This is a genomic window from Erythrobacter sp. AP23, from assembly GCF_001542855.1.
GTDB lineage: Bacteria > Pseudomonadota > Alphaproteobacteria > Sphingomonadales > Sphingomonadaceae > Qipengyuania.
The window spans coordinates 1-5,618 of the sequence record NZ_LNBY01000010.1; the positions used below are offsets into that span (position 1 = coordinate 1).

The 5,618-nt window shown below is 56.1% G+C and carries 6 protein-coding genes; all 6 read right to left on the bottom strand.

The annotated features are described in order from the left end of the window. Positions 1-159 precede the first annotated feature (159 nt). Positions 160-495 carry a hypothetical protein gene (locus ASS64_RS16635; protein ID WP_157075093.1) on the bottom strand — a complete coding sequence of 112 codons (336 nt, stop codon included), beginning with the start codon at positions 493-495 and terminating at the stop codon, positions 160-162. Positions 496-498: 3 nt separating this feature from the next. Then, a complete protein-coding gene (locus ASS64_RS05175; RefSeq protein ID WP_067690971.1) occupies positions 499-1,263 on the bottom strand; it encodes an RseA family anti-sigma factor in 765 nt (254 codons plus the stop codon). Next, a complete protein-coding gene (locus tag ASS64_RS05180) occupies positions 1,260-1,814 on the bottom strand; it encodes a sigma-70 family RNA polymerase sigma factor (protein WP_067690974.1) in 555 nt (184 codons plus the stop codon). Before ASS64_RS05180 ends, ASS64_RS05175 begins: the two co-directional genes overlap by 4 nt. 66 nt (positions 1,815-1,880) lie before the next feature. Continuing rightward, positions 1,881-3,452: a S8 family serine peptidase gene (locus ASS64_RS16640; protein WP_198147656.1), complete on the bottom strand. Its 1,572-nt coding sequence runs from the start codon at positions 3,450-3,452 to the stop codon at positions 1,881-1,883. A 183-nt stretch (positions 3,453-3,635) separates the two neighbouring features. After that, a complete protein-coding gene (locus tag ASS64_RS05200; protein ID WP_067690984.1) occupies positions 3,636-4,541 on the bottom strand; it encodes an outer membrane beta-barrel protein in 906 nt (301 codons plus the stop codon). 76 nt (positions 4,542-4,617) lie between these two features. Next, positions 4,618-5,364: a hypothetical protein gene (locus tag ASS64_RS16645; protein WP_157075096.1), complete on the bottom strand. Its 747-nt coding sequence runs from the start codon at positions 5,362-5,364 to the stop codon at positions 4,618-4,620. Positions 5,365-5,618: the final 254 nt, after the last annotated feature.

Sequence of the window (5,618 nt, forward strand, 5' to 3'; positions counted from 1 at the left end):
ATAGCCGTCAGGCTGCTCTTGGCGAAAGCTGCCGGACAGCAACGCGCCCTCTGATCAGTCATTCGTCATGATTGAACCAATGTCCGAAAGCGGTCATCCGATTATCTGAGTCTATTGGGTACAACTGGGTGGAAAGCGGACGACTAACACAGATAAAGATCAATTGAGTAATAGGCATCCAGCATTCGCAATCGTTACAGACCGGAAGATTCTTGGATCATCCAATGACCCAACAGCGACGAGAATTTGGGACGGACGGGTAGTGCCATCGCTTCTTCCAGCGTCGAGAATGCGGTTGATTGACTTGATCTCGCTTTGACGAAGATCGTCAGCGAGCTCGCGTGACACGCACTTGGCCTCGCTACTGTTCATCCCATATGCACGCAGATTCTTCCTGAGCTCACCAGTTGGTGAAGCACAAGCCGCCACAAACAATGCGGGGAGGATTGCAAATGCCGTAAGGAAAAATCTCACATTGAACTCCTTGCCGATCAAAGGTTATTCGCCTCGCCATCCCTTGACCATCAAATTGGCTTCAGCTTCCCGGCCAAAAGCGTCGCCGACCATGACATCGGCTATGTAGTCACTCGCCAAACGAGCGTCGGCGGCTGAGGCAGTCTGGTAGCCGTTTCTGGACCCGGCACTATCAGACCGTATCGCAAAGTCGATCCGCCAGGCATTTCGTTCCCGGCAGGCCACAGCGCGAACTGCATCGTCAGAATGGACCGCCATAAACTCGCGGCACAGCTCTCCGTTCGCGCTGGCAAAGCTTAGCACAGGCTGGATCGATTCACCTGCTTCACCGAGGGCAACAGCCTGTCCGCTCTGGGTGGTTTCGAGTGCCATAAACAGCGGGTCGCCAGGTACGGCACGAGCGGCAATCTGAGCATTGCCCTCAGCGGCATCTCCTTGAGGTGCACCTTGATAAAGCACTCCCGTGCTCCAACCGACCACTAGCGCAATCGAAGCTGCTAGCGCCGTTGGCCAGAATCGGGAGCCGCCCAAGCTTCTGCGGCGATGGGCTTCGAGCGGAGCGACCGAGGCCTTATTGCTAGCGAGCATCGTCAAGACCGATTGAGGCAACTGGCGGTTGACGATAGTTGACGCCGCATCGCGCATCGTCGAATCTGCCCGTTCGAACCGCGCCAGCCGCGCCCGAAGGGCCGGATCACTGTCCAGGGCGACACGAACTTCTTCTGCTTGCGATGTGCCCAGTTCGCCGTCGAGAAAGGCGGAAAGCGTTTCATCTGTAATTGTTGTCATTTTCCACCCCGTTTGATTGGGACGACTTTTGCGCTTTCGCCCCGCACGCCGTTATCGCCATCCGATGAACCATACTCCGTGAGCTGATGCCGCGCGCGAGCCAGGCGGCTCATCACCGTTCCAACAGGAATGCCGATGAGTTCAGCGGCTTCCTTATATTTCATGCCTTCGACCGCAACGAGCATCAGTACTTCTCGAAATTCGAGCGCGAGTGAAGCAATTGCCTCCTCGGCTTGCGACAGCTCGATATGTCCTTCGACAGCTGCCTCGCCATCGAAAATTGCCGCATCGGGCAATTCATCGATGTCTTGAGCAGTTCTGACATTTCGAGAACGCATTTCGTCAATCCACCTGTTGCGACAAACCCGGAATGCCCATTTGCGAATATCGGCATCGCCAGGAGCGCCGCGTTCCAACAGCCGCTCGAGCGTGTCTTGCAGCAGATCGTCCGCGTCATACGGATTGCCTGTTAGCGAATAACAATAGCGCCTGAGCGGTGTCAGAACCTCAATTAGCTCGGCATGAAGCCCCGTGGCATTCTTACCTTGCATATGGGAATGACGTTTCAGGACGAGGTTTTATTCCCCTCGATGCCACACTTCTTTTCGGTTCGCGGATCATGGCCGGATCAGGCCATAGCCATAGACTTCATCGCGCCCTTCTGCGCCCAAATCGAGCGCGCGAGTGGCCAGCACCGAATATTGACGACGTAGATTGCTACATCGGCCTTCGCGTGTTTCGCAACGCAAGAGAAAGGCGGCAGCGGCAAAGGGTGCTGCGAAAGACGTCCCTGTTTGGAGGTCATAGGTTCGCGTGCCCGCAACGGCGCTACGGACATCGACACCCGGAGCCGCGAATTCGATATGCTCTCCGCGTCCGGCAAGTCGATAGACGCGATTATCCGGACCCACAGCGGTCACCGCAATCACGCCTGGATACGCGGCCGGAAATGCGGGAGCGGAGGCTGGCCCCCCATTGCCCGCCGCCGCGACGATTACCAAGCCTCGTTCCTGCGCTCGTTCTATGGCGGTTTGCAGGATTGTATTGGGGGGACCCGAAAGGCTCATGTTTACGACCGGTACGCGCTCTTCAATCATCCAATCGATAGCGCGCACTAAATCGGCGGCGGTTGTCGTAACCCCAGAATCAGGGTGAGAGATAAACACGGAAGCGGAATAAAGCTTCGCATCAGGGATGAGCCCTTCAAAACCTCGGTCTCGCCCTACAAGAATGGAAGCAACGGCGGTTCCGTGAACGCGCGGCTGTGGGGAGCCAGCTCTTGCAAAACTACGTGCTTCGATACTGCGGTCGTCAAGAGCGGGATGGCGCAAATCAACGCTGGTATCGATCAAGCCTATCCGACGATTCGCAACTCTTGCTGCTTGGCGACGGCTCAGAAACGAGGCCGGGCGGTAAACGCCCCTTTCTGATCCTTCACTGCGTTGCAGCATACTGGGGCGATAAATGTGATTGTCATCAGATTGCAGGTTCGAAGCCTCGGGCCTCAGGCGCTCGATCTCTCGATCAATGTCTTTGCCAAACGTAGCTATCCGAACAAGCACCATCCCGATGCCGGACAATTCGCGACTGTCCACGATTTCGAAACCGCTGGCTTGCAACTGCGCGACATCTTCTGCTTCGACCAAGACGAGCTTCTCACCGAGCTGAATTTCCTGGCCCTCGTCGTCGAGACCAATTTCGAATTCGCCGCTGAGAAAAGCACTTGATTGCCTTTCGCGATCTTCAAATTCGTCGTCAGCTTCGCGTTCGCGATTGTCCTCTTGTTCGTCCTCCGATTCTTCGGTTGCCTCTTGAGCTTCCTCTGCCGATTCTTCTGCAGCCTCCTGAGCCTCTTCAGCAGCTTCTTGAGCTTCTTCAGCGGATTCTTCTGCCGCCTCTTCGGCGGATTCTTCTGCCGCCTCTTCGGCGGCTTCTTGTGCTTCCTCAGCGGACTCCTCGGCAGCGTCTTCAGCAGCATCTTCCGCCGCTTCCTCCGCGGCGTCCTGGGCCTCTTCAGCGGCATCTTCCGCTGCTTCCTCGGCAGCCTCTTCCGCCGCTTCTTCGGCAGCTTCTTCTGCTGCCTCTTCTGCCGCTTCCTCAGCGTCCTCATCGGCATCTTGTGCACCAAGCGGAGCCACCATCACGGCTCCCAGCAGCACAGCAGAGAAGACAGGGTAAAATGTTTTCATCATTTTTGTACTCTTCGGCCTAACACGCCGCTCGCATTCGACGGTTTAGACTTCCGTGAGCACCGATGCAAAACCACATCCAACACTTGGCAAAGAACCCGAGTTCGTCAGCTATGGGACGGACAACAGAAACAAGGTCTGTCTCACTCCGCCCCATAGTAGATCATTGTCCTCAGACTGCCTTTACAGCTCAAACAAGATGCCAGCGTTCAGGCGATTTTCCGTGTAATCTGCGGAAGGTAAGTTGGAGTTACGATCAGTGTAGCGATAACCGACCTCGACGCTGAACCTTTCGCTGATAGGAACTGTCAGTTCGACATCGCCGCGAAACCGATCCTCGGTCCGAATTTCACCGATTGAAGGGGTAATCGAGTCGTAGTCACGGTCCCTATAGTCAACCCCGAATTGAAGGCGCGGCCCGTCGCGACCGCCAGCGATCGGAACTCTTAGATCAGCTCCAACGACAAAGCCGCTGTAGTCGAACTGCGGATCGACCGTGTCTTCGTCTTCCCAGCGCCCGCTAATGGAAACGAAGCCGGCATTGTCGGCAAAGAACTTGAAGAGGCTTGCTCCGACCTGGTTGCCTGTCGCGTCGCGCCCATCAAGGGTCGCAAAGTCCTTGTCATTGTAAGTGTAGAACGCCCGCGCAAACAGTCCGTCCGCCACGAACCCCGACACGCTCGGCGTTACCGTATGCATATCGAACAAGCCGTCACCGCCGAGCCGAAAGTGCGAGAAGGCATATCGCGCTCCCACCCGTGCGCCACCAATGCGTGTTGAAGCGTTCACATCGGCCACATGCGACTGGAGGTTAAACTCGTCAAAGTCGAGATAAACTGACTGACCAAAATCGTAGCCGAATTCGAGTTCGAACGAATCTGTGTCTACCGGCTGATACTCTACATCGGCACCAAATCGGAAAGCGACATCTCCTTCTGCCTGCTCGACGTCGATTTCATCGACGACCAGTTGGCTGTCATAGATCGTTCCAGCTTCAAGCTCGAGCGAGAACCCGTCTTGGGCGATCGCACTGGCCGGGACAAAAAATGTCGAACAGACCAGCAAGCGTGCAACTGTGAATTTTTTCATTGGATTGCTCCTCATACGGCGAGAGCGCGCCGAACCCTGACGTGGCGCGCCCCCATCAAAAAGATTGAAAATCGACTTAGTCGTCGAAATCGTCCTCAGCATCTTCCTCCGCAGCTTCTTCTGCAGCTTCTTCGGCGGCTTCGCGTGCCTCCTCTGCCGCTTCTTCTGCAGCCTCTTGAGCTTCTTCGGCGGCCTCGCGAGCCTCTTCCTCAGCTTCCTCGGCTGCTTCGCGGGCCTCTTCTTCTGCCTCTTCAGCTGCCTCCCGAGCTTCTTCCTCAGCTTCCTCGGCAGCTTCGCGAGCTTCTTCTTCGGCTTCCTCAGCGGCCTCGCGAGCGTCTTCTTCAGCGTCGGCGATATCGTCGTCGATATCCTCACCTTGATCGTCGAGGTCTTCCAAGCGATCTTCTTCGATATCCGCGAGGTCTTCCTGCAAATCCTTCTCGATATCGGCAAGCTCTTCGGCCAGTTCAGCCTCTTCCTCAGCAAGTTCCTCGTTGAGCTCGGCCATCTTCTCGTCAAAGTCTTCCTGGGCTTCGGCGATATCTTCTGCCGATGCCGCCGGGTCATTCAGAACCGCATCAAGTTCGCGTTGAGCTTCCGCTCGCTCTGCTTCAATTTCGGCAACTTCTTCATCGAATTCGGCCAGCGCGTCGGCAGCGTCCTGATCATACTCGGCCTGAGCTTCGATCGCGTCGGCATCATACTCGCTTTGAATTTCAGCAGACTCATCATCTGCAGATTCCTGGGCCGCGAGGGGTGTAGCTGCCCATCCGGCTGCTGCGGCGAGTGCAAAAAGCGAGGTGGTGTATTTCGTCGTCTTCATCTTTCGGTCCCTATGGATCAATCATTTTCAGGCGCGGAAATCCGGGCGCTCAACGTAACGACGATCTAGGGAGCGGGTTTATTCCCGATGAATGTACATTTTTGTGCTGTTAATGGCCGCTCAGCCGTCCGGGCCGCGAATCTTGTCTAAAGAAGCCAGTGCGACGGGACTTCAAGGCTGACGTCTGCTTGTGGGTCGGAAGCTGTCGGTCTGCTTTCGATCCTCGACTGGTTAGGACCGGACTGTCCGCAATT

Excerpts from the sequence above, each read along its gene's own strand:
- ASS64_RS05175 (WP_067690971.1), bottom strand. The coding sequence starts at position 1,263 with ATGACAACAATTACAGATGAAACGCTTTCCGCCTTTCTCGACGGCGAA.
- ASS64_RS05180 (WP_067690974.1), bottom strand. The coding sequence starts at position 1,814 with ATGCAAGGTAAGAATGCCACGGGGCTTCATGCCGAGCTAATTGAGGTT.
- ASS64_RS16640 (WP_198147656.1), bottom strand. The coding sequence starts at position 3,452 with ATGAAAACATTTTACCCTGTCTTCTCTGCTGTGCTGCTGGGAGCCGTG.
- ASS64_RS05200 (WP_067690984.1), bottom strand. The coding sequence starts at position 4,541 with ATGAAAAAATTCACAGTTGCACGCTTGCTGGTCTGTTCGACATTTTTT.
- ASS64_RS16645 (WP_157075096.1), bottom strand. The coding sequence starts at position 5,364 with ATGAAGACGACGAAATACACCACCTCGCTTTTTGCACTCGCCGCAGCA.